This window comes from Sinomonas sp. ASV322, assembly GCF_030908245.1.
In the GTDB taxonomy this organism is placed as follows: Bacteria; Actinomycetota; Actinomycetes; order Actinomycetales; family Micrococcaceae; genus Sinomonas.
The window spans coordinates 165,394-188,190 of record NZ_JAVFJJ010000005.1 but is presented as its reverse complement, the minus strand read 5'-3'; the positions used below and the strand labels follow the sequence as shown (position 1 = coordinate 188,190).

Below are 22,797 nucleotides of genomic sequence, written 5' to 3'. Positions count from 1 at the left end.
CACTCGTTGCGCCGTCAGATCGAGCGGGTGGGACCCACTCAATCTGACGACACAACGGGTGTGCGAGGGCTCAGGACGCCGCGCCGGGTCAGCGGGCGCCGTCACCCACGGCGGCGGAGGAACGAACGACGGCGGGCGCGCGCCCGAACGAGGCATCCTCCGGGTCCGTGAGGTCCCGGTTGAGGGTCTCCGGTGTCATGCGCGTCGCAATGAAGCTCACCAGCATCGTCGCGCCCATGTACACGGCCACGGGAACCCACGAGTTGTTGAACGCCGCGAGCAGGCCCGCGCACACCATCGGCGCGATGCCGCCGCCGATGATCGCCGAGAATTCGCGCCCGAGCGTCACGCCGGCATACCGGTACCGGCTCCCGAAGACCTCCGGGAAGTAGCTCATGTGAACACCCACAACGCCCTGGCACGCGAGCATGAAGCCGATGACGATCACGAGCAGGATCGCAACCGGATCGCCCGTCGTGAGGAGCAGGAAAGCGGGCGCCGGGAACAGCACGAGCGCGCCGGTGATGAGGGAGACAACGCGGCGCCGGCCGATGCGGTCCGACAGGATGCCGAACGCGAACGCCGCGCCGCCGCCGCACAGCGAGCCGATGAGCAGGACGACAGGGATGTACTTCGGGTCGGTCTTGACGACCGTGATGAGGTACGAGGCCATGAACACCTGGATCGTGTACGACTGCGTGCTCACCCCGAGGTTCATGAGGATGACCCGCAAGACGTTCGCTTTGCCGTGCCTCACCACCTCGCGCAGCGGCGCGGGCGGCTCGGTGCGATCCTGCTTGATCTCCTCGAACACGGGCGATTCGTCGAGCTTGCGCCGCATGATCATCGCCGCGACGGTCACGAAGATGCTGGAGAGGAACACGAGCCGCCAGCCCCACGACATCATGTCGTTCGGCGCGAGCGACTGCGCCGCGATCCACACGAGCGCGCCGAGCGCGGTGCCCGCGGCGGCACCGACCATGATGAGCGACGCGAGGCGCCCGCGGGTCCCGGGTGCCGCCGATTCAGTGAGCAGCGTCGCGCCGCCCGACTGCTCAGCGCCCGCACCGAAGCCCTGCAGCGCGCGGCACAGAATGAGCAGAACGGGCGCGAGGAGGCCGACCTGGTCAAAGGTGGGCAGGACGCCGATCGCCAGCGTCGAGCCGCCCATGAGGAACAGCGTGGTCACGAGCACCCACTTGCGACCGAGGCGGTCGCCGAAATGCGAGAAGAAGATCCCGCCCACCGGCCGGAACAGGAAGCCGACGGCGAACGTGCTGAAGCTCGCGAGGAGCCCCGCCGCAGGGGAGACGTTGGGGAAGAAGAGCTTGCTGAAGACGAGCGCGGACGCCGCGCCGTAGATGACGAAGTCATACAGCTCGAGCGTCGTGCCGACGAGCCCGGCGAAGGCGGCTTTGCGGACCTTGGCCTGATCGATCGACCGATCGACGGCGGTGTGGCCTCGGGGTGCGGGTGCTGCGGTCATGTCCAAACTCCTTTGAATGGAACGACAGGGTTTTCTTCTTGGTGGGTGTGGGTGGCGGGGGTGGGTGTGGGTGGCGGGGGTGGGTATGGGTGGCGGGGGTGGGTATGGGTGGCGGGGTGGGTGTAAAGGCGCGGGTTAGTACCTGATCAGCACTTTGAGATTGCTCGGGTCGCTCACGGGCGCCTCGAGCGCCGCCGCGACATCGGACAGGGGATACGTGCTCGTGATGATCGACCGGAGATCGACCTTCCCCGAGGCCGCGAGCTCGATGGCCGTGGGGAACGCATTGTTGTACCGGAACGCAGTCACGAGGTCGATTTCGTAGCGCTGCAGGAACCCGAGCGGGATGCCGTCCACCGCGGCCTTCGCCTGGCCGACGACGACGGCACGCGCCGCCGGGCGGAGGGCCAGGATGCCGTCGGCAAGGGCGCGGGTCACGCCCGAGCATTCGATGAGGCAGTCGAAGCCCGCGGCGGCGAGGTGCTGAGTCGCTGTGTTGACGGCGTCGGTCGCCCCGAGCCCGGCGGCGACGGCGAGCCGCGCGTCGTTGACGTCCGTCACGACGATCTCGCGCACGCCCCGCGCCGCGAGGACCTGGACGACCAGCAGCCCGATGGGCCCGGCCCCCGTCACGAGCACGCGGTGCCCCGGCTCGACCTGAGCCCGTTCCACGGCCCACACCGCGACGGCGAGCGGCTCGACGGCCGCACCGATCTCGGCGGGGATCGCGTCGGGCAGGACGTGGACCGACGACGCCGGAACCACGGTGTGCCGCGCGAACAGCCCGTCCGTGGGCGGCGAACCGAAGCACCGGCCGTTGGGGCAGACGTTGGAATGCCCCGAGAGGCACGTCGCGCACGTACCGCACGGGAGGCTCGGCTCGATGACGACGGCGGTGCCCGGCTCGAGCGCCGATTCCTCGCCGCTCGCGATGATCACCCCGGCGGCCTCGTGCCCGAGGACCGTGGGCTTTTGGAGGACATTGGTGCCGTTCTGGCCGTCCGCGAAGTAGTGCATGTCCGAGCCGCAGATGCCGCCGGACTTCATCTCGACGAGGACGTCGCGTACCCCGAGCGGCGGAAGGGGCCGGTCCTCGACGCGGATATCGCGCGCGGCATGGAGGACGGCGGCTTCGGTGCGGCCAAGATGTCCGGTATCCCAGACAATGGAGTGAGTTGGTGCAGTCATGGAGGTCTCCTGGATTCTCAGATCAGCGGTTGGCCGCGGCGGCGCCGGCCTCTGCGGCTGCGGCCGACGCGCCGTGACGGTGGATGGTGTCGAGGAGTTCGCCAGTCCGCTGGATGAAGTCGTCGCGGCCGGCGAGAGCCTCGCCGAGAAGGTGGTGGTCGCGGAGAACGCGCCGCGCGAGGTCGTGGCCCGTCGCTGACTCGGCTGCAGCGCGGGCGAGCATCGGCCGCGCGGGATCGACCATCGCGGCGGCGTGCGGTCCGGGGTCGAAGCCCTTGAGCGGCGCGAGACACGCGAGATACGCGGCCGTCGTGAGGGCGAGGAAGTGCGGCATCGTGCCGGCGTCGAGCAAGGAGAGCGCGGGCGCGGGAACCCGCTGGCGCAGCTTGACCGAACCGTCGGTGCCGACCTGGCTCGTCCGGTGGCCGAGCGCCGTGTTCCGCCACCGCACGAACAGCTGTTCTTCGTAGGCCGCGAGGTCGACGCCGCGCGGGGCCGTGACGCTCGGGAGGTATTCCTCGCGCAGCACCGTCCGGGCCGCGACCTCGATGGGCCCCGAGCTCACGGCCTCGGAGATGGTCGCGACGCCGCACAGCGCCCCGAGGTAGGCGATGAGCGAGTGCGTGCCGTTGAGGAGCCGGACCTTGAGCTGCTCGTACAGGGCCACCTCGTCGGAGAACACGGCTCCGCCGGCCTCCCACGCGGGACGTCCCGCGGCAAACCGGTCCTCGAGGACCCACATGCTGAAAGGTTCAGCGGGAACAGGAACCCCGTCGGCGTAGCCGAGCCCGTGCGCGACGAGCTCGCGATAGTGGTCCGTGGTCGCCGGGACGATCCGGTCCACCATCGTGGACGGAAAAGTGACGTGATCCTCAATGAACGCGAGCGTTTCTGCCGCCTCGGGCCCAGGCAGGAGGCCCGCGAATTCCTTGACGAGGCGCTCGGTGTGATGGCCGTTGTCCGTGAGGTTGTCGCAGCTCAGGATTGTGACCGGTTCGCCGTGGCTGCGGGCCCGCTCTTGGAGGCCGCGGACGATCTGGCCGATCGGCGTCGTCGGCCGTCCCGGAGTGCGCAGATCGTGCTGGATCGCGGGATCGTCGACGGCCAGATGCCCCGTGCGCGGGCTATAGAAGTAGCCGTTCTCCGTGACGGTGAGCGAGACGATGCGCGTGCCCGCCGCGGCGATGGACGCAACGACCCGCTCGGGCTCGGCCGCGCCCACGAACGCGTCCGTGTGCACGCCCGGCACGGAGAACGACTCGCCCTCGGGTGAGATCTCGACGACCGTGTACAGGAGGTCCTGCGCCTTCATGGCCGTCGGAATCGTGTCCGAGCGGCTAGAGACGCCGATGATGCCCCACGCGTCATCCCCGGCCCCGGCCTCACCCGCCCCTCCCGCCCCTGCGGCGTCGAGCGCCGCCCGCGTGTAGACGGCCTGGTGCGCCCGGTGGAAGTTGCCGAGGCCCAGGTGGACGATGCCCGCGGCGGACGGACGACGGCGGGGTGCGGCGCCGTCGTCGTACGCTGCGGACAGCGGGGGAAGCGCTGCGGACGGTGCGGGGTCGAGGTGCGCCATGCTCACCAGTCCTTCATGGTGCCGTCGAGCTCGCGGGCGATCGGCAGGTAGGCGGGGGAGTAGGGGAAGCGTGCGGCGGCGGCCTCGTCGACCTCGACGCCGAGGCCGGGCTCGTCGCCGGGGTGGAGGTAGCCGTCCTCGAACGTGAAGCTGCTGCGGAACACCTCGGAGACGAGCGGGTCGTAGCCCATGTACTCCTGGATGCCGAAGTTCGTCGTGGCGAGGCCCACGTGGAGCGACGCGGAAAGGTTGATCGGTGAAACATCGGACGGGCCGTGCGGGGCGCCCTTGACCTGGTAGACCTCGGCGAGGGCGAGGATCTTGCGGACGTGGGAGATGCCGCCCGCGTGCACGACGGCGGTGCGGATGTAGTCGATGAGCCGCTCGGTGAGGAGCGCCTCGCAGTCCCAGATCGTGTTGAAGACCTCGCCGATCGCGAGCGGGACCGTGGTCTGCGCGCGGACGGCCCGGAGGAGGCGCTGGTTCTCGGCTGGCGTGACGTCCTCGAGCCAGAACAGGTCGACGTCCTCGAGCGACTTCGCGAGCCGGGCTGCCTCGGTGGGGTTGAGGCGGTGGTGCACGTCGTGGAGGAGCTTGAGCTCGGGGCCCACGTGCTCGCGCACCGCGGAGAGGACCTTGGGCGCGTGGCGCAAGTACGCGGACGTGTCCCAGGTTTCCTCGGCCGGCCCGCCGCCGCGCCCCGCGGGCTCGTAGCTCGCCGCGCCGCGCGTCACGCCGTAGACCTTGTCGAGTCCCGGCACGCCCGATTGGGCGCGGACCGCGCGGAAGCCCTGCTCCCGCCGTCGTTCGATGGAGTCGAGCAGCTCGGGCACGTCCCAGCCGGTCGCATGCGTGTAGGTGAGGATCTTGTCCCGTGCCGCCCCGCCGAGGAGCTGGTACACGGGGACGCCGTGGGCCTTGCCCTTGATGTCCCACAGGGCGAGGTCGACGGCGCCGATGGCCGCCATGGTCACGGGGCCGCGGCGCCAATAGGCACCGCGGTAGAGGAACTGCCACGTGTCCTCGATGCGGTCCGCGTCCCGGCCCAGGAGCGCGGGCGCGAGGTGGTCGCGGAGGTAGCTCGCCACGGAGAGCTCGCGGCCGTTGAGGGTCGCGTCGCCCCAGCCGACGATCCCGTCGTCGGTCGTGATCTTGAGCGTGACGAAGTTCCGGGACGGGCTGGTGATGAGGACGTCGACGTCCACGATCTTTCGGGTCATGAGGGGATTACCACGTTCTTGAGGGGTTCGTTGCGGGACAGACTCGTGATGTTCGCGGCGATGTCGCGGACGCGGCCGCGGAAGGTCTCGGCTGTCACGCCGGACGAGTGGGGCGTCATGATGACGTTGTCGAGGCGGCCGAAGGGCAGGTTCGCGGGCTCCGCCTTGCCGTCGCCGCCGGGGTAGCGGTACCAGACGTCGATCGCGGCCCCGGCGATGCGGCGGTCGCGGAGGGCCTCGTAAAGCGCGGCCTCATCGACGACAGGCCCGCGCGCAACGTTGACGAGCAGCCCCGCGGGGCCGAGCTCGTCGAGTTCGACGGCGCCGATCACCGAGCGTGTCTCGTCGCCGAGCGGGATGCTCACCACGAGCACGTCCGCCTCGGTCAGCGCCGCGCCGAGCTGCGCCGTCGTTCCCGCCCAGCGGAGGTCGTGCGCCGCGGCGTCGACCGCTCCGCTTCGGGTGACCGCGATGCCCTCGGCGCCGAACGCGCGCAGGAGGCTCCACGACGCCTGGCCGATGTGGCCGAAGCCGAGGAAAGCGACAACTGATTCGCGCAGCGTCTCCGGCTGCGGGATGGCCGGCGAGTACACCGACGAGGCCCATGCGCCCGTGCGGAGCGCTGCGTCCTGGCCCAGGAGGTTGCGCCGGAGAGCCACGAGGACGGCCGCGATGTGCTCGGCGATCGAGTTCTCGTGGTGGAACGTGTTTGCGCACACGCAGGCCGCGGGCAGGGCGTCGGCGTCGATGCCGTCGTACCCGGCGCCCGCCACGTGGACGAGGCGGAGCTTCTCCGCGGCCGAGCCCATGCGCGCCGTGAAGCGCGGGCCCACGTACACGTCGGCGTCGCGCAGGTCGTCGACGAGGGCGGCCTCGTTCCACGTGTCGTGCCAGGAGGTCGCCGTGCCCGCGGGAAGGGCCTCCTCGAGAAGCGTGCGATGGGGCAGGAGATTGCTGTCCGCGATGACGACCCTCATGTCCGCATGCACCGTGGGGCTCACTTGCGGCCTCTGTGCTGGCCGCCCCGGAGGGCGGAGTCCGCGCCGCGGGCGGCGAACGTCGAGCCTCGGACGATGAGCTGCGAGGTCAAGTGGACCGCCTCTGTGGCCCGGGACTTGCCTGCCAGCTGCTCGAGGAGGAGGTCGAGGCCGAGGGCGCCGCTGCGCTCGATCGCGACGCGCACTGACGTGAGGCCGGGCTCGGCCGCGGCGGCGATGTCGAGGTCGTCGATCCCGACGACGCTCAGGTCTTCCGGGCAGTGGTAGCCGAGCGTGCGGGCGCCGGCGAGGAGGCCGACAGCGACAAGGTCGTTGTACGCGATGGCGGCCGTGGCCCCGCTCGCGACGACCGACGCCGCCGCCGCAAGGCCGCCGTCGACCGTTGCGTTCTGATTGCCCACGGTGACGAGTTCGACTCCCCACTCCTCGCACAGCCGGGTCACCGCGGCGAGGCGCTGGCCGTTGGCCCACGACGACGCCGGGCCGGGCACGTACGCGAAGCGCCGGTGTCCGAGGGAGAAGAGGTGCTCGACCGCCTGGCGGAGGCCCTCGCCCGCGTCCATGAGGACCCGTGCGGCGCCGACGGCCTCGCCGTTGATCACGACGAGCGGGGTCCGGCCCGCGAGCTCGCGGACCTCCTCGGCGGGCAGACGCGGCGAGCACAGGATAATGCCGTCCACGGAGCTCGCGAGGGCCGCGAGATGCTCGCGCTCGCGGTCGGTGGACTCCGCCGTGTCCGCGACGATCATCCGGTGCCGGCCGGGCCACGCGCGCTCCTGCACGGACTTGATCAACGCGGCGAAGACGGCGTTTGACACGTCCGGGACGACGACGCCGAGAGTGCGGGCTCCCGTCGACACCGTGGCCGCCTCGTATCCCAGGGCCGCCGCGGCGGAAAGCACTCTCTGCCGGGTCTCGGCTGCGAGCCGGCCGGGGTCGCTGAATGCTCGCGAGGCCGTGGCGAGCGAGACTCCTGCGAGTTTCGCTACATCCGTCAGGGTGGCTGCCATCGATCCTCCGTGCGCGTCGTCGAGCTTGTCCTCACCCAGTATGGAAAGAGTTGTACAAGCTTGTCAACGGTTTTCACGGAGGATCCGATGGAGCTGCCGGGCCCGCCGTGACCCCTGCGCTAGGCGCGAGCCTCCGCGAGCGCAGCCAGCCGGTCGATCGAGGCCAGCAGGCGCTCCGACGTGGTCCGTCGGGCGCGTTCGAAGCGGTTCGCGTCGGTCAGGTTCGTCCAGTCGTAGGTGTGCGTGACAAGGGTGCGCTGCTCGTCGAGGGGAGCCAGTTCCCAGCGCCACAGATGGCCCGGCGCAGGGTGACCCGGCTCGCTAGGCAGCCACGCGACCCGGCGGCCTTCCTCGAACTCGACGATCGTGTTCTCGCGCAGGACCCCGGCCGTGAGCGCCATCGTGAAGACGTCGCCGACGGCGTGAACCCGCTGGCCGGGCGCGGCCTCGCCCAGGTTGTCGTTGCCGTCCCATTCGGGCTGGCGGGATGGATCGGCGATCAGCTCGAAGATCGCGGCGGCGGGCGCGTTGATCTCGCGGGACGCGGTGGACAACCGGGCGGTCTGGTCTTGGCTCATGGCCTCCATCCTTCCAGCCGGGTTCCTCATACTGAAGACACAGCCCGAACAAGGAGCGCATCATGTCCGCTGAAGAGATCGTCGACGCATCGCCCGTTCTCCGCGCCTACTATTCGATTCTCACGGGCGGAGTCGACCGATATGGCGAAGGGCTCGAGCTTATTCCCTTCCTGGGCGCGGGCTTTGTCTTCGAAGGCCCTATCGCGGGGACTGTTTCCGGCGCGGAGCGCTTTGCCCGCGGGGTGCGGGGCTTCATCGAGGCGGTGCGCAAGATCGACATGATCCAAGCCGTGGTGACCGCGCACAGCGCCGCGGTGCTCTATGACGCCGTCCTTCCGGGCGGCACAGTCCGCTTCGCCGAATTCTTCGAACTCGACGGCGGCGAAATCAAGTCGCTCCGCATTCACTACAACGCCACCGAATACTTGGCGGCCGGGGGCCGATGACACGGATGAGGCCCGGGACGCCCCCCATCGTGCGTCCCGGGCCTCGCAGGGCGTGGGTCAGAAGCCGCCCACGCCGTTCGGGGTACCGAGCCCGGTCGGGCCGTCCCAGCCGGTGCGGGCGGCGCACCACTGGGCGGTCGGGCAGGTCCCGTTGGAGCCCGACGTGACGTCGAACAGCGCGCCGGGATGCGCGTACGGGATGCTGTTCGCGTAGATGGACCCGGAACCCGTGTTCCCCGACAGTGCGTACACCGACGCGATGATGGGCGAGGCCTCGCTCGTTCCGCCGAACTGGCCCCATGTCGAGGACGAGCTCGACGTCGGGTAGACCACCGCGAGGCCGCCGTGGTTCGGATCGGAGGCCGCGGCGACGTCGTTCATCGCGCGCTTCGAGCAGCCCGTGTTGTAGGAGGCCGCCGCCGGAAGGGCCGCGTTGTAGGCCGAGCAGCCGGAGCCCGTGCCGCTCCACACCGACTCGGTCCAGCCGCGCGCCGTGCCGGGAGCCGCGACGAGCGAGGTGCCGCCGACGGCCGTCACGTAGCTCGACGTCGCCGGGTACGACGCGCCTTGGTAGCCGCTGTCGCCCGCGCTCGCGGTCACGGCGATGCCGGGGAAGTTGTAGTACTTCCCGTAGTAGGCGTCGGAGGCATCGGAGCCGCCATAGCTGTTCGAGATCGCGACGACGCCCGGGACCTTGGCCGCGGTCTGCACCGCTGTCCCGAGGTCGGTGAACGACGCCGAGTTCGCCTGGACGACCACGATCTTGCAGTCGGGGCACGCGGCCGAGACGGCGTCGACGTCGAGCGCCTGTTCCTGGGCCCAGCCGAGGTTGAAGGCCGGAAGCGCGGTGCCGCCGTTCTGGTTCAGGATGCGCAGGCATCCGCTCGCGACGGTGCACGCGGGCAGGCCGAACTGCGCGCGATACGTCGCGAGGTCGGCCGTAAGGTTCGGGTAGCCGTACGCATCGACGATCGCGACCGTTCGGCCGCCCGAGGCGGTGCCCGTGAGCTTATAGGCGTCGCGGAGCTGGGCGGGGGTGAGGCCGGACGACGGCGGGGCGCTCAGTCGGGGAGCGGCCTTGCCATTGGGCGTGGCCTGCCGTGCCGTGCAGGCCGCCTCGCCAGCGACGGGGAGGGAACAGACCCGGACGCTGTTCTCGAGCGCGTGGAGGTTCGGTCCCGCTACGGCCGGAGTGCTCCCGGCGGCAAGGGCGGCCGCGAGCAGAAGGCCCGCGCCGGCGAAGGACAGTAGCTTTTTGATGGGTATCCCCCGTTTCTGTCGTTCCGTGCTGGGCGGTGTGCCAGCGTCGATTTCGACGGTACGGGGGCGGGCGGTGCCGGTGGCCGAATCTCGGGTGAACCTTGGGAAAGCCTTGCACTGCGTTCGGGTGGGCCTATGCGCGCACCGGAAGCGGCGATGGCTTCTTGATTGTCGAATAGGCGAAGCTCGTTCGGATCGAGGCGATGGCCGGGATCGAGCGGAGCTTCGACCGCACGAGGTCCTCGTACTCCTCGAGGCTTCCGATCGCGACTTTGAGGAGGTAGTCGCCGTCGCCCGCGAGGAGATAGCACTCGGTGACGTTCTCGAGCGCGTTGATGCGCTCCTCGACGACCTCGGTCGTCTCGACCGCGTGACGCTCGAGGGTCAGCGTGACGAACACGGTGATGGGCAGGCCGAGTGCCTTCGCGCTCACGTCCGCGCGGTAGCCGGTGATCACGCCGTCCGTCTCGAGCTGCCGCACGCGCCGCAGGCACGGCGAGGGCGAGAGCCCCACCCGGTCCGCGAGGTCTTGGTTGCTGAGCCGGCCATCCCGCTGCAGCTCGGTCACGATCGCGCGGTCGATGCTGTCCATGAACCTGAACTTAGCAGATTCTGCCAATTCGGCGGCTGACTGGGGCAGATTCGCAATCGCCTGCCGCGGGTTTCGTCCTAGCATCGTGGCATCGGGCGGTGCTCGCCCGGAGGCGGGAGGACGGTGGGATGGACGCGAGGATCGGGCGTACGACGGCGCGCGGCGCGGTGGCGATGCTCCTCACCGTCGCGGTGTGGGCCGGCTTCGCGCTGAGCGTGCGGGGGATCGGCTCCTCGACGCTCACGTCCGCCGACGTCGCGCTGCTCCGGTTCGCGGTGCCGATTCTCGTGCTCGCGCCGTGGCTCCCGCGGACGGTCCGTGCGCTGCGCGGCGAGAATCCCCGCACGCTCGCCGCGATCGCCGCAGGGGCGGGGGCTCCCTTCCTTCTCCTGGCCTCCCTCGGCGGGTCGATGACGAGCGCGGCCCTGGTAGGGCTCGTCATCCCCGGCAGCGTGCCGCTCTTCGTGAGTGCCATCTCCGCCGTCGTGTGGCGTGACCGCCTCGCGCGCACGCAGGTGATTGCCGTCGTCGTGATCGTCGCCGGGGTGGGGATCGCCGCGGCCGGCTCGGCGTCGAGCGTCTCGGCAGGGATCGGAGTCCTCCTGGCCGCGGGCCTCCTCTGGAGCATCTACACGCTCGGCCTGCGGCGCACGAGCCTCGACCCCGTGAGCGCGGCCCTCGTCCTCTGCGTTCCGTCGGCTGTGGCCGTGGCCGCGGGGATCGCGCTCGGCTGGCTCCCGAGCCGCCTCGCCGCTGGGACGGCGGCGGCGGGCGACGTCGTCGAATTCGTCGTCGTGCAGGGCCTTGGCGTCGGTGTTGTAGCAGGGCTGTGCTACGCCGTCGCGGTCCGCTCCCTCGGGCCCCGGCCGGCCGCGGCCTTCGGCGCGCTCAGCCCCGTCGCGACGGCCCTCGCTGCCGTGCCGCTTTTCGGGGAGCTGCCGGGTTCGGCTGCCATTGCAGCCCTCGTGACGATCGTCGCCGGCGTCCTCGCCTTCACCCTCCTTGCCCCGCGACCCCGCCCCACGCCGTCGCCGGCGGCCGAGCCACACCCGCCCCACGCCGTCGTCCGGTCCGAAGCCCACGAGAAAGCCCTGTGACATGCTCCTCATCGACCTTCCCGCCGTCGAAGCCGACCCGCTGTGGGCCCTCCGCGAGGTGTACGACGCCGACCCGCGGCCCGGCAAGCTCGACCTCATCCTCGGCGTCTACCGGGACGACGACGGCGTGTGCCCCGTCATGGGCGCGGTCCGCGCCGCGGAGCTGCGGCTCGCGCGAGGCACCGCGGCGAACCCGGGGCCGGCGTCGAAGGAATACCGCGGGCTGGGTGGAAGCGAGGTCTTCACGCGTCTGCTCGGCGACCTCGTCCTCGGGCCCGACCTCGCGGCGCGGGCCGTCGGCATCCAGAGCGTCGCGGGCACCGGTGCGCTGCGCATGCTCTCCGAGCTCATCGCCGTTACCGGGCCCGGGCGGACCGTGCTCGTCGGGACGCCCGCGTACGTCAACCACGTCCCGATCCTCACGGCCGCGGGCCTGGCCGTTCGGACCTATCCCCTCGTCGGGGGTGACGGCACCCTCGACGTCGCGGCAACCCTCGACGCGATTCGGCACGCGAGGCCGGGCGACGTCCTCCTCCTGCAAGGCTGCTGCCACAACCCGACGGGCCTCTCCCTGCCCGCGGACGCATGGGGCGACCTGGCCGTTGCACTCGCCGCGGCCGGCGTCGTGCCGTTCATCGACCAGGCCTATTACGGGCTCGGCGACGGCCTCGACGCCGACCTGGCGGGGATGCGTCGCCTCCTCGCGAACGTGCCCGAGGCGGTCGTGGCCGTCTCGTGCTCGAAGGCGTTCGGCCTGTACAGCGAGCGCGTCGGCGCGGCGTACGTGTTCGCGCGGACCCCGGGGGAGGGCGCCGCGGCCCGCACGCTGCTCGAGGGCATCGCGCGCTCGAGCTACTCCCAGCCGCCGGGCCACGGCGCGGACGTCGTGGCGGAAGTGCTCGGCTCCCCCGTGTTGCGCTCCGCGTGGCGCGACGAGCTTGAGTCGATGCGCCTCCGGCTGGCCCGGCTTCGTGCGGGCCTCGTGGCCAGCGTCGATTCCCCGGCGTGGCGCGCCATGGGCGGGCAGCGGGGCATGTTCCTCCGGCTCCCGCTCGACGCGGCGCAGATGGCCGTGCTCCGGGACCGCGCGGCCGTGTACGGGATTCCGTCCGGCCGTATCAACCTCGCGGGGATTCCCGAGTCCCGCGTCGCGGAGGTGGGCGCGGCGATCGGTTCCGTGCATGCGGAGGGTGCGTGGGCGCCGTCGTCCGGGCGTGTGGGGGCGGCGTCGTAGTAGATTCGCGCTCGTGACATCGGATCAGCTCGACATCCGGCCAGCTGGCCCGGAGGATCTCGCGGACGTGGCCGGAATCTACGAGCACTACGTGCTCAACACGGTCGCGACGTTCGAAGAGGTCCCGTGGACCGTCGACGCCTGGGAGCGAAAGCTCGGCGATCTGGCGGCGTTGGGCCTTCCGTTCCTCGTCGCCGACCACGCCGGGTCGGTGCGCGGCTTCGCCTACGCCGCTCCGTGGCGCGCCAAGCCCGCCTACCGGCACACCGTCGAGGACACGATCTACCTCGCGCCCGACGCGGGCGGGCGCGGCTGGGGCACCGTCCTGCTCGGGGAGCTTGTCGCGCACTCGGCCCGCGCTGGAATGCGCGAGATGATCGCCGTCATCGCCGACTCCGCGACCGGACCCTCGGCTCGGCTGCACGAGCGCCTGGGATTCGCGAACGCCGGGCACCTGAGCGGCGTCGGCTACAAGCGCGGGCGGTGGATCGACACGTTCTTGTTCCAGCGGAGCCTCGCGTAGGGCAAGCCGTTCAGGGGTCACCTTCTGTGGGTGCGCGGGGTTTTGGGGGTCACCTTCGGTGGGTGCGCGGGGTTTTGGGGGTCACCTTCGGTGGGTGCGCGGGGTTTTGGGGGTCACCTTCGGTGGGTGCGCGTCGTCGTCGTGCGCTCACCACCCGCGGGAGGTGACCTTTGGATGCGCGGGCACCCGCGGGAGGTGACCCTTGGATGCGCGGGCACCCGCGGGAGGTGACCCTTGGATGCGCGGGCACCCGCGGGAGGTGACCCTTGGATGCGCGGGCACCCGCGGGAGGTGACCCCCAGACGGTTAGATACCCGCACGCACCGTGTACGTGTTGACCGGCCGTCCCGTAGTCCCGTACTCGAGCCGCAGCTCGAGCCGGCCCTTCCGCTCGAGCTCGCTCAGGTACCGCTGCGCGGTCGGCCGAGAGATGCCGATGAGGTCCGAGACGTCCTGGGCTCCGAGCGGGCGCTCCGCCGCGCGGACGGCGTCGAGCACCTTCTGCATCGTGGGCGGGAGGGTCCGGGCGCTCGCTTTGGGCGCGGGGGCGTGGCGCGAGGCGAAGAGGGCGTCGACGTCGGTCTGCCCCGAGATATGCCGCGACTCCGTCTCTGCGCGCCACCGCCGGTAGGCCTCGAGCTGGATCGTGAGCTGGTCGAACGTGAACGGCTTCACGAGGTAGTAGACGGCGCCGCTGCGCATCGCGGCACGCACGGTCGCGACGTCGCGCGCCGCCGTGATGATGATGGCGTCGACGTCCTCGCCCGACTCGCGCAGGGAGCGGAGGAGCGCGATCCCGTCTTCGTCCGGGAGATACACGTCGAGGAGCAGGAGATCGGGCTTGAGGCGGGCGACGGCGGCGCGCGCCTCAACCGCCGAATGCGCCTCGCCGATGCATTCGTAGCCGGCCACGCGGGCCACATGGGTCGCGTGGATGCGCGCTACCCGGTAGTCGTCGTCGACTACGAGGGTCCGGATCATCCCTGAACCACTCCTTCACTCACCGATGCGGGCACCGGAATCCATACTTCGAACCGTCCGCCCGGGCCCGCGAACACGTCCATCGTGCCACCAGCCCGGTGGACGATCCGCGCGACGAGCGCGAGGCCGATCCCGCGGCGCAGATCGGGCCGCTTGCCTGGCTTGACCGGCTTTGTCGTGTAGCCGTCGCGGACGACGTCGTCGATCGCCTCGGCGGGCACGCCCGGCCCGCTGTCCGTCACCGAGATGAAGATGCCGGACGAGTCGTCGAGCTGGAGCGTGACGCTGCGAGGCTCGGGCTGGGGGACGACGGCGTCCATCGCATTGTCGAGGAGGTTGCCGACGATCGTGAGCAGATCCTGGGTGCCGAGGAATGGCTGGCGAAGGCGGGAATCGTCGGTGATGGACAGGTTGATGTCCTGCTCTCCCGCGATCGTGATCTTGGCGAGGATGAGCGCGGCGAGCTCGGGCGGCTCGACGCGTGCGCGAAGGCCTTCGCCGAGCGATCGGGACGTGTCCGAGACACCGGAGATGAACGTCCTCGCCTGGTCGACGTCGCCGAGGTCGAGCAGCCCGCTCACGACGTGAAGGCGATTCGCGTACTCGTGCTCTTGGGCCCTGAGGGCCTGGATGAGCCCCTCAGTCGACCGGAGGTCGCGGACGAGCGCCTCGACTTCGGTGCGGTCGCGAAGGGTGACGACGGCGCCGACGCTCCGCCCGCCGACGCTCACCGGCATGCGGTTGGCCACGAGGAGCGCGTCCTCGGTCAGCACCGTCTGGTCCGCGCCCTCGGCCTTGCCCGTGAGGATGTCCAGCAGGCGACCGGCGGGCAGGACTTCTTCGATGGGCTGGCCGAGCGCGTTGCCCTCGACGCCGAGCAGGTGCCGGGCCTCGTTGTTGATGACCGTGATGCGGTGGTCGTCGTCGAGCCCGATCATCGCCTCGCGGATTCCATGGAGGAGCGCCTCCCGGTCCTGGAGGAGCGAGCTGATCTCAGCCGGCTCGAGTCCGAAGGTGGCCCGCTTGATGGCCCGCGCGAGCAGCACGGAACTCGCCGTGCCGATGAGCAGGACGAGTGCCGAGTAGCCGACGATGAGGCCGGCCTCCTCGCCGATCGCCGTGTCCACCGCAGCCTCGAGGATGCCCACGGAGACCTGGCCGACGATGTTTCCTTCGGCGTCGCGAATGGGGGCCTTGGCATTCGCGGACACCCCGAGGCTGCCCGGGTCCGTGCCCACGTGCGTCTCCCCGTCGAGCGCGGCCACCGGTTCTTCGAGTGCCTTCCCGATGAGCGCGGGGTTGGGGTGGGAGAAGCGGATGCCGTTGCGGTCGGCGACGACGACGTAGTCGGGGTGCGCCTGGATCCGGACCTCCTCGGCGATGGCCTGGATGCGCTTGGACGGATCGCCGGTTTCGAGATCGGTCGCGATCTCCGGCATCTGCGCAACGGTCGTCGCGATGCCCAGGGCGCGCAGGCGGTACTGGTCGTCGAGCGTCTGCCGCACGATCCGGCTCGTCACGAAGCCGCCGAGCGCCACGGTGAGGAGAAGGATGCACAGGGTCCACACGAGGATCTGTGAAGCGAGTGGCCGAGCGCGCCACCAACGACCGAGATTCACGGGATTCTCACCGGGCGATCAAAAGGCTCAAAACCTGAATGAAAGCTAAGAACCCTCGCAATCCGCGCAACTCTGGCTGCATCTTCGCGGCCCTTTCTATGGTTGGTGAAGCCACTGTGATTCAGCTCACCGGGGCATACAGAAAGGATCCCGCAGAAGGCGACGTCGAGGCAAATTCCCATCGGCCACGAACCGTATGGCGTCCGATTGAACCGTTCGCGGGGTCCTGAATGCCCGAAGCCCAGAATCCACAGGTTTTTGCACTGAAAGACGCAGGTGTCTTTCCCGAAAAGACAGAGAGGTCTTCCCAGATGGGTGACAATCCAATTCGCCCGCCCGCGGCCCGAGAGGGGGCTGACGGACAGGCGCGCATCGAGATCGCGGGATTGACCAAGCGCTACCTCACGCCGAAGGGCGAGACGTTCACGGCGATCCGCGATGTGACGCTGACCATCGAGCCCGGGCAGTTCTGCTCGATTGTCGGCCCGACCGGCTGCGGCAAGTCCACGACGCTCGCCCAGGTGTCCGGCCTCGAGAAGCCGAGCGCGGGCTCGGTCAAGGTGGGCGGCAATGTCGTCGACGGAGTCACGGACGGCGTGAGCTACATGTTCCAGGCCGATGCCCTGTTCCCGTGGAAGAGCGTCCTGAGCAACGTCATGATGGGCCCCACGCTCGTCGGCATGCCCAAGCGCGAGGCCACGGAGCTCGCGAGGGACTGGCTGCGCCGCGTGGGCCTCGCCGGGTTTGAGGACCGCTACCCGCACCAGCTCTCGGGCGGCATGCGCAAGCGCGTGGCGATGGCCGCGGCGCTCATCAACAACCCGCGGATCCTTCTCATGGACGAGCCGTTCGGCGCGCTCGACGTCCAGACCAAGGCCATCATGCAGAACGAGCTGCTCCAGCTCTGGGAGGAACTGCGTCCGTCGGTCCTCTTCATCACGCACGACCTCGACGAGGCCGTCGCGCTCTCGGACCGCGTTGTCATCATGACGAGCAGCCCTGGATCCGTGAAGGACGTCTTCGACATCGATCTCCCGCGTCCGCGCGGCAACGTCCAGCAGATCCGCCACGAGCAGCGCTTCATCGAACTCCAAGGACAGATCTGGGAATCCCTCAAGGACGAAGTGACCCGCGCCTACGCGCGAACGGCAGGTGCAGCATGACAACTCTCACGCACGGAGAAGCGCGCAACGGCAATGCGCGCAACGAAGCTCAGGCGCTCGACGGGAAGGCGATCGCCCGACGGGCGGCGCGGCGGAGGACGACGCTCGTCTGGATCGGAAGGATCTTGCTCTCCGTTATCGTGTTCGGCGGATGGCAGTGGTTCACCGAGGTCGGTTGGGTCGACAAGTTCTTCTTCGGCCAGCCCACGCAGATCTGGGACAGCCTCGTCAAGCTCTTCACCGAGGGAACCGCATTCGGTTCCATCTGGGAGAACATCTGGGTCACCATGCAGGAAGCCCTGTACGGCTTTATCGTCGGCACGCTCGCCGGGGCCATTCTGGGGATCCTTCTGGGCTCGAACAAGTATCTTGCGGCGGTGGTGGGTCCGTATATCCGCATCGTCAACTCGATTCCCCGCATCGTGCTCGGCTCGATCTTCGTCGTCGCGTTCGGCCTCGGCATTTTCCCGAAGATCCTCCTCGCGGCCGTGCTCGTGTTCTTCGTCGTGTTCTTCAACGCCTTCCAGGGCGTTCGAGAGGTCGACCAGAACCTCGTGGCCAACGTGCGGGTGCTGGGTGCCTCGCCGCTCCAGGTGGCGGTGCACGTGACCATCCCGTCCGCGACGACCTGGATCATCGCGAGCCTCCACACGGCGCTTGGCTTTTCGATCATCGGTGCGCTGGTCTCCGAGGTGCTCGGCGCTCAAAGGGGCCTGGGCCTCATCATCAGCCAAGCACAGGGCAGCTTCGACCCAGACACGGTCTACGCGTGCATGATCATCATCGCCGTCGTCACGCTTTCTGCCGAGTACCTCATCGGCCTGCTCGAAAAGAAGCTGCTCAAGTGGCGTCCGCCGAACCGCTCGGAGGCCCAGTCGATCTGATGCCGCAACAGAGTTCTCGCGCCTAGCAGATAATCCGTTCTCACCCAAAAACAATCAATTCCCCTGTGGATCAAACAAAGGATGCGTAAAACAATGATGAAGCGCACTATCTTTGCCGCCGCCGCTGCGAGCGCGGTCGCGCTCAGCCTCGCGGCGTGTGGCAGCAGCACCCCTGCTGCCAACGGAGGCTCGAGCAGTGGCGGCGCTGCGACGAACGCCGCGCCGGTGAACGTCAAGATGATGATCGGCGGCATCGACAAGCAGATCTACCTCCCGTACAAGCTCGCCGAGCAGCTTGGCCTGTACAAGAAGTACGGCGTGGACATGGAGCTCTCGACCGAGACCGAGGGCGGCGTCGGCGCCGAGGACGCGATGGCGTCCGGTCAGGTCGACATGGCCGGCGCGTGGTACATCCACACCTTCGACTTCCAGTCCAAGGGCAAGAACGTCATCGACATCGTCCAGCTCTCGGGTGCGCCCGGCGAGCGAGTCATGTGCAACCCGAACGCCGGCGTCCACTCAGGCGCCGACTTCAAGGGCAAGAAGATGGGCGTGACGGACCTCGGCTCCGGCACGGACTCCCTCACGCAGTTCATCGCGGCGAAGGCGGGCCTCAAGAAGTCGGACTACACGACCGTCAAGGCGGGCGCCGGAGCGACCGCGATCGCGGCCATCAAGACCGGTGCGGCCGACTGCGTCATGACGACCCAGCCGACGGTCGTGGCCATGCAGAACCAGGGCATCGCGCAGTCCGCGATCGACCTCGCCTCGACCGACGGCGCCACGAAGGCCGTCGGCGGCAACTGGCCCGCGGCAAGCGTCATCGCGAACGCCGATTGGGTCAAGTCGCACGAGGACGCGGTGCAGAAGGTCGTCAACGCCCTCGTCGAGACGATGCACTGGATCAACACGCACTCCGCGCAGGAGATCGCGGACAAGCTGCCGGCCGACTACACGCAGAACAAGAACATCAAGAAGGAGGACTACGTCAAGGCCCTCGAGCAGGATAAGACCCAGTTCCTCCCGGACGGCATCATGCCTGCAGGCGGCCCCAAGACGATCGGCGCGATGGAGAACCTGCTCGGCATGGACACGTCGAAGATCGCGCTCGGCGGCACGTTCACCAACAAGTACGCGCTTGAGGCGAACAAGACCCTCGGCCTCACGCCCACGACGACCCCGGCCGGCTCTGACGGCTAAACCGGTCGCCGCATAGGACCCCCGGGGCGCAGCTCCCGCTTTGCCCGGGGATAGAGAGGCGGGTGCGAGGTTCAGCCCGAGCACCTCCTCCGCACGGCGGGCCCGCAGGACTTCCTGCGGGCCCGCCGTCGTCGTTTGGGGGTCACCTTCGGTGGGTGCGCCTCCGTCCAGGGGTCACCTTCGGTGGGTGCGCGGTCGTTTGGGGGTCACCTTCGGTGGGTGCGCCTCCGTCCAGGGGTCACCTTCGGTGGGTGCGCGGTCGTTTGGGGGTCACCTTCGGTGGATGGAACCCGCGGAACGTGACCCTTGAACGCGGGAGGACCCGCGGAACGTGACCCTTGAACGGTTGGTCACCCGCTGGAGGTGACGGCGCAACGGGAGGGGCCCGCGAGGGTCAGCCTTGGTCGATGTGGCTCATGTCGCCGTAGCGAGAGCCGACGACGGCGCCGCGAGGCACCGCCCGTTCGAGCGCCGCGAGTTCGTCGTCGGAGAGCGTGACGTGCCGGGCGGCCGCGTTCTCCTCGAGATACGCCACGCGCTTCGTCCCGGGGATCGGCACGATGTCTTGGCCCTGCGCGAGGACCCATGCGAGCGCGATCTGCCCCGGCGTGACGCCCTTGCGCTCGGCGATGGCCTCGACTTCCGCAACGAGCCGGAGGTTCGCCTCAAGTGCCTCGCCCTGGAAGCGCGGGAAGTAGCGCGTGCCGCGGGCATCGCCGTCGTCCGCCATCGATTCGGCTGTGAGGCGCCCCGTGAGGATCCCGCGGCCCAAGGGGGAGTAGGGCACGAGGCCGATCCCAAGCTCGCGGATGGTCGGGAGGATCTCGTCCTCGAGGTCGCGCGTGAAGAGCGAGTATTCGGTTTCGAGGGCCGTGATCGGGTGGACGGCGTGCGCGCGGCGGATCGTTGCGGCCGAGGCCTCGGAGAGGCCGAGATGCCTCACCTTGCCTGCCTCGACGAGCTCAGCCATCGCTCCTACGGTTTCCTCGATCGGGACGTTCGGGTCGACCCGGTGTTGGTAATACAGGTCGATGTGGTCCACGCCGAGCCGCTGGAGGGACGCATCGCAGGCCGCACGGACGTACTCCGGGCTGCCGCCGATGCCGAGACGCTCGCCGTTCGGGCCGCGAAGGATGCCGAACTTCGTGGCGAGCTGGACCTCGTCGCGGCGGCCCGCAATCGCGCGGCCTACGAGCCACTCGTTGGTGAACGGCCCATACATGTCCGCAGTGTCGAGGAACGTGATGCCGAGGTCGAGGGCGCGGCGGATCGTGTTGAGGCCCGAGGCCTCGTCCGGTGCGCCGTAGAACTCGGATATCCCCATGCAGCCGAGGCCCATGGACGAAACGGTGAGCGGGGAAACAATGCCGAGGGTTCTCTTCTGCTCAGTCATGCCCCCAGCCAATCGCTTAGAGCGCGCTCTAAGTCAAGCCGGCCCCTCACCCGAGGGGCCGGGTGGACAGCACCCCCGCCGTCCGACACAGTGTCCTTGACGACGACGATCGGAGACCCTGTGCGCGCTGCCCGCACCCCGGCCGGGAGGCTTTCGAGGCTCGGGCCTCCGGGCAGGGACTGGCATCACGCGCGCCGCGTCGCCGTCGGGCTCGCGGTCCCGGGTCTGGCACTCATCGTGGCCGGGCGCCCGGACCTCATGATCTGCGCAGTCTTCGGCTCGTTCACGGGCATGTACGGGCGGGCGGAGTCCCGCGGCCTCCGACTGCGCCATCAGCTCCAGGCCGGCGGCGTGCTCGTGGCGGGCGTGGGTCTCGGCGTGCTCCTCGCCGCCGTCCACGCGGCGCCGTGGGTACTGGTCCTCACGGAGGTCTGCTTCGCGTTCGCCGGTGCGCTGGTGACGAATCGGCTCGGCCTCGTCCCGCAAGGCCCGTTCTTCGGGGTCTTCGCGCTCGGTGCGATGGCCTCGGTGCCGCCGGACCGCGTCGCGCCGTGGGTCGCCGTCCTCATCTGCCTCGCCTCGGTCCTCTTCGCGGTCCTCGTCGGCTACGCCGGCGGCACTCGGGTCGGCGTGGTCGGCGCGCAGCCTCCCGCGGACGACGACGGCGTCGCCCGCCCCGTCGTCGTCCTCCCCGGGGATTCGGCGAGCCTCGTGCGGGACGACGGCCGCCCCATCCTGCACGCCGTTGTCAACGCTGGCCGCTACGCCCTCGCGATTTCGGTCGCGGGCGCCGTCGGCGTGCTCCTCGGGCTCGACCACGCAAACTGGGCCATGGCCGCCGCGATCGTTCCGCTCGCCGCCGCGGATCCCGGGAGCCGCCTCCACCCGGGCCTCCGCAGCGTCGTGCACCGAAGTCTGCACCGCGTCCTCGGAACGCTCGTGGGCCTCGCCGTGACGGCCCTCCTGCTCGTGCCGCGCCTCGAACCGCTGTGGCTCGCGCTCATCGTCGTCGCGCTCCTGTTTCCCACTGAGCTGTTCATGGGCTACCACTACGGGCTTGCGCTCGCGTTCTTCACGCCCCTCATCCTGGTCATGACCGAGCTCGCGAAGCCCGCGGAGCCCTTTGCGCTCCTGCGCGACCGGGGGATCGACAACCTCTTGGGGGTCGCGATCGGCGTCGCGGTCGCGGTTTTCGTGCGCGGCCCGCGCTCGGCCGCTGCGGCCGCGGACTAACGACGACGGCGCGCGCCGCGCGCGGCGATCACGGCGAGGGCCGTCGCCGCGATGGCGATCACGGCGAGGACGCCGAAACCGGTCAACGGCTGCCCGAACCATCCGTCCCACGCCGCCGCGGTGGGTGCGATGAGGGCCGCCGGGAGGATCGCGCACGCGAAGGCCGCGGTGTTGACGGCGAGGCGGGCCCCGCGGCCGGCTGGCTCGCGCGGCACACCGGCGGTTCGGCGCCGCCAGTCCTCGCGGACCGACGTCACCGCCCGCGCCCCGTACGCGACGACGTGCGCGATCACGAGCACGAGCCACACGAGGAAACTCACGACGTGCATCTTCAGGAGGACGTCGGGGGCCGGGCCCGTGATCGCGAGGGCGATCCCGCTTCCGATCACCGTGAACGTGGCCAGGATGAGGATCGGGGAGAGCACACGCATGAGCAGCAGCGGCGGCCCCTTCCGGCGGTAGGCGGCATCTCGCATGTAATAACGCAGGAAGCGCCATCCCGTGCTTGCGGTCTTGACCGCCACGGGGCCAACGAGAAGGACTCCGACGACGAAATGCCACAGCATGAGCTCGCGGAGCAGGACGATTGTGATGATTTCTGCGGCGAACAAGACAAGCAGAATGGACCCGGCCAACGCCGTCAGCCGTTCGTTGCCGGCGACCCCCGAGCCGCGCCCGCCGCGACCGCCGCGCCCGCCCGCCCGGGCGGGGCTCACCTCTCCTCGAGAAGCGACCGGTACAGGCCGATCTTGGTCTCGACCGCGTTGAGGTTCTCCGTGATCTCGGCGAGCTGCGCGAGGACGCGCTCGCGGTGGGCCTCGAGCAGCGCAAGGCGTTCCCGTTCGTTGCCCTCGCCGGCTCTGACGAGCCCTGCGTAGCGGCGGATTTCGCGCACGGGCATCCCTGTGGCCCGGAGACGCGCGACCATAAGGATCCCGGTGACGTCCTGATCCGTGTACTCGCGGCGCCCGGACGGCGTGCGGTCCACCTCGTGGAGCATGAGTCCGTCGCGCTCGTAGTACCGGAGGGTGTGCGCGCTCAGCCCGGTGCGTTCGGAGACTTCGGCAATGGTCAGGCCCATGCTTCACTACTCTGGCCCTCGGGGAACACTTCGGC

The 22,797-nt window shown here is 69.8% G+C and carries 22 protein-coding genes; 8 read left to right on the top strand and 14 right to left on the bottom strand.

Going from position 1 to position 22,797, the window contains the following annotated elements; translation table 11 throughout:
* Positions 1-88: 88 nt before the first annotated feature.
* From RBS12_RS09475 to RBS12_RS09445, 7 genes are all read right to left on the bottom strand, one after another.
* The gene (locus RBS12_RS09475) at positions 89-1,486 is read right to left on the bottom strand and encodes an MFS transporter (RefSeq protein ID WP_307965838.1); all 1,398 of its coding nucleotides are present in this window, start codon (positions 1,484-1,486) and stop codon (positions 89-91) included.
* Between the two features lie 135 nt (positions 1,487-1,621).
* Positions 1,622-2,674, bottom strand: coding sequence for an NAD(P)-dependent alcohol dehydrogenase (locus tag RBS12_RS09470; protein WP_307965837.1), 1,053 nt, complete (start codon positions 2,672-2,674; stop codon positions 1,622-1,624).
* 22 nt (positions 2,675-2,696) lie between these two features.
* Positions 2,697-4,250, bottom strand: a complete 1,554-nt coding sequence (locus RBS12_RS09465; protein ID WP_307965929.1) for a mannitol dehydrogenase family protein — start codon at positions 4,248-4,250, stop codon at positions 2,697-2,699.
* Positions 4,251-4,252: 2 nt separating this feature from the next.
* A complete protein-coding gene (gene manD, locus RBS12_RS09460; RefSeq protein ID WP_307965836.1) occupies positions 4,253-5,470 on the bottom strand; it encodes a D-mannonate dehydratase ManD in 1,218 nt (405 codons plus the stop codon).
* Complete coding sequence (locus RBS12_RS09455; RefSeq protein WP_307965835.1) at positions 5,467-6,447, bottom strand: 2-hydroxyacid dehydrogenase; 981 nt, start codon at positions 6,445-6,447, stop codon at positions 5,467-5,469. The genes manD and RBS12_RS09455 overlap by 4 nt, the downstream gene beginning before the upstream one ends.
* Before the next feature lie 20 nt (positions 6,448-6,467).
* A complete protein-coding gene (locus tag RBS12_RS09450; RefSeq protein ID WP_307965834.1) occupies positions 6,468-7,478 on the bottom strand; it encodes a LacI family DNA-binding transcriptional regulator in 1,011 nt (336 codons plus the stop codon).
* Between the two features lie 119 nt (positions 7,479-7,597).
* Positions 7,598-8,065 (bottom strand): SRPBCC family protein, encoded by a 468-nt coding sequence (locus RBS12_RS09445; protein ID WP_307965833.1) that lies wholly within the window; start codon positions 8,063-8,065, stop codon positions 7,598-7,600.
* Positions 8,066-8,118: 53 nt separating this feature from the next.
* On the opposite strand from RBS12_RS09445, the gene RBS12_RS09440 reads away from it, so the two are divergent.
* Entirely contained in the window at positions 8,119-8,502 is a 384-nt protein-coding gene (locus RBS12_RS09440) for a hypothetical protein (RefSeq protein ID WP_307965832.1), read from the top strand.
* Positions 8,503-8,559: 57 nt separating this feature from the next.
* On the opposite strand, the gene RBS12_RS09435 is transcribed toward RBS12_RS09440, so the two are convergent.
* Together RBS12_RS09435 and RBS12_RS09430 are read right to left on the bottom strand one after the other, a co-directional pair.
* On the bottom strand, positions 8,560-9,261 hold the full coding sequence (locus RBS12_RS09435) for a hypothetical protein (protein WP_307965831.1): 702 nt from the start codon (positions 9,259-9,261) through the stop codon (positions 8,560-8,562).
* Positions 9,262-9,895: 634 nt separating this feature from the next.
* Positions 9,896-10,354 (bottom strand): Lrp/AsnC family transcriptional regulator, encoded by a 459-nt coding sequence (locus RBS12_RS09430; RefSeq protein WP_307965830.1) that lies wholly within the window; start codon positions 10,352-10,354, stop codon positions 9,896-9,898.
* 128 nt (positions 10,355-10,482) lie between these two features.
* Between RBS12_RS09430 and RBS12_RS09425 the strand changes: the two genes are divergently transcribed.
* The 3 genes from RBS12_RS09425 to RBS12_RS09415 are packed head-to-tail and all read left to right on the top strand — an operon-like array spanning position 10,483 to position 13,208.
* Positions 10,483-11,451, top strand: a complete 969-nt coding sequence (locus tag RBS12_RS09425) for a DMT family transporter (RefSeq protein ID WP_307965829.1) — start codon at positions 10,483-10,485, stop codon at positions 11,449-11,451.
* 1 nt (position 11,452) lies between these two features.
* A complete protein-coding gene (locus tag RBS12_RS09420; protein WP_307965828.1) occupies positions 11,453-12,685 on the top strand; it encodes an aminotransferase class I/II-fold pyridoxal phosphate-dependent enzyme in 1,233 nt (410 codons plus the stop codon).
* 13 nt (positions 12,686-12,698) lie between these two features.
* Complete coding sequence (locus RBS12_RS09415) at positions 12,699-13,208, top strand: N-acetyltransferase family protein (RefSeq protein ID WP_307965827.1); 510 nt, start codon at positions 12,699-12,701, stop codon at positions 13,206-13,208.
* Between the two features lie 306 nt (positions 13,209-13,514).
* Here RBS12_RS09415 and RBS12_RS09410 read toward each other — a convergent pair whose 3' ends face one another.
* Together RBS12_RS09410 and RBS12_RS09405 are read right to left on the bottom strand one after the other, a co-directional pair.
* A complete protein-coding gene (locus tag RBS12_RS09410) occupies positions 13,515-14,189 on the bottom strand; it encodes a response regulator (protein WP_307965826.1) in 675 nt (224 codons plus the stop codon).
* On the bottom strand, positions 14,186-15,808 hold the full coding sequence (locus tag RBS12_RS09405) for a sensor histidine kinase (protein ID WP_307965825.1): 1,623 nt from the start codon (positions 15,806-15,808) through the stop codon (positions 14,186-14,188). Before RBS12_RS09405 ends, RBS12_RS09410 begins: the two co-directional genes overlap by 4 nt.
* A 311-nt stretch (positions 15,809-16,119) precedes the next feature.
* On the opposite strand from RBS12_RS09405, the gene RBS12_RS09400 reads away from it, so the two are divergent.
* The 3 genes from RBS12_RS09400 (at position 16,120) to RBS12_RS09390 (ending at position 19,055) form a co-directional block, all read left to right on the top strand.
* Positions 16,120-16,971: an ABC transporter ATP-binding protein gene (locus RBS12_RS09400; RefSeq protein WP_307965824.1), complete on the top strand. Its 852-nt coding sequence runs from the start codon at positions 16,120-16,122 to the stop codon at positions 16,969-16,971.
* On the top strand, positions 16,968-17,855 hold the full coding sequence (locus RBS12_RS09395; RefSeq protein ID WP_307965823.1) for an ABC transporter permease: 888 nt from the start codon (positions 16,968-16,970) through the stop codon (positions 17,853-17,855). Before RBS12_RS09400 ends, RBS12_RS09395 begins: the two co-directional genes overlap by 4 nt.
* Positions 17,856-17,948: 93 nt before the next feature.
* Complete coding sequence (locus RBS12_RS09390; protein ID WP_307965822.1) at positions 17,949-19,055, top strand: ABC transporter substrate-binding protein; 1,107 nt, start codon at positions 17,949-17,951, stop codon at positions 19,053-19,055.
* A 394-nt stretch (positions 19,056-19,449) separates the two neighbouring features.
* Here RBS12_RS09390 and RBS12_RS09385 read toward each other — a convergent pair whose 3' ends face one another.
* Positions 19,450-20,448: an aldo/keto reductase gene (locus RBS12_RS09385; RefSeq protein WP_307965821.1), complete on the bottom strand. Its 999-nt coding sequence runs from the start codon at positions 20,446-20,448 to the stop codon at positions 19,450-19,452.
* 90 nt (positions 20,449-20,538) lie between these two features.
* Between RBS12_RS09385 and RBS12_RS09380 the strand changes: the two genes are divergently transcribed.
* A complete protein-coding gene (locus tag RBS12_RS09380) occupies positions 20,539-21,681 on the top strand; it encodes an FUSC family protein (RefSeq protein WP_373886500.1) in 1,143 nt (380 codons plus the stop codon).
* On the opposite strand, the gene RBS12_RS09375 is transcribed toward RBS12_RS09380, so the two are convergent.
* Both RBS12_RS09375 and RBS12_RS09370 read right to left on the bottom strand, forming a co-directional pair.
* Positions 21,678-22,397, bottom strand: a complete 720-nt coding sequence (locus RBS12_RS09375; RefSeq protein ID WP_307965819.1) for a hypothetical protein — start codon at positions 22,395-22,397, stop codon at positions 21,678-21,680. The two genes, RBS12_RS09380 and RBS12_RS09375, sit on opposite strands and share 4 nt — an antisense overlap.
* Positions 22,394-22,762: a MerR family transcriptional regulator gene (locus tag RBS12_RS09370; RefSeq protein WP_307965818.1), complete on the bottom strand. Its 369-nt coding sequence runs from the start codon at positions 22,760-22,762 to the stop codon at positions 22,394-22,396. Before RBS12_RS09370 ends, RBS12_RS09375 begins: the two co-directional genes overlap by 4 nt.
* Between the last annotated feature and the right edge of the window lie 35 nt (positions 22,763-22,797).